The 230-nt window shown below is 70.9% G+C and carries 1 protein-coding gene; it reads left to right on the forward strand.

From position 1 onward, the window contains the following. On the forward strand, positions 1-230 hold a 230-nt coding region (locus tag ACCD05_RS32150), incomplete at both ends, for a peptidase dimerization domain-containing protein (RefSeq protein WP_413397744.1).

A 230-nucleotide genomic window follows, 5' to 3' on the forward strand; every position in this document is an offset into this window, starting at 1 on the left:
GGGAGGGGGCGAACGCGATCGAGGCGATGGCCGAGGTCATCGTCGCGCTCCGGCGCGAGCTGTGGCCGCAGCTCAGGGACCGGACGCACCCGGTGTTCCATCCGTCGTCCGCCTCCGTGAACCTGTTCGAGGGCGGCGTCAAGGCGAACGTGGTGCCCGACCGCGCCTCGATCTTCATCGACCGGCGCATCGTGCCGGGGGAGGACCCGGACGCCTGCATCGCCGAGATT

This window comes from Rhizobium sp. Rhizsp42, assembly GCF_047304155.1.
GTDB lineage: Bacteria > Pseudomonadota > Alphaproteobacteria > Rhizobiales > Rhizobiaceae > Rhizobium.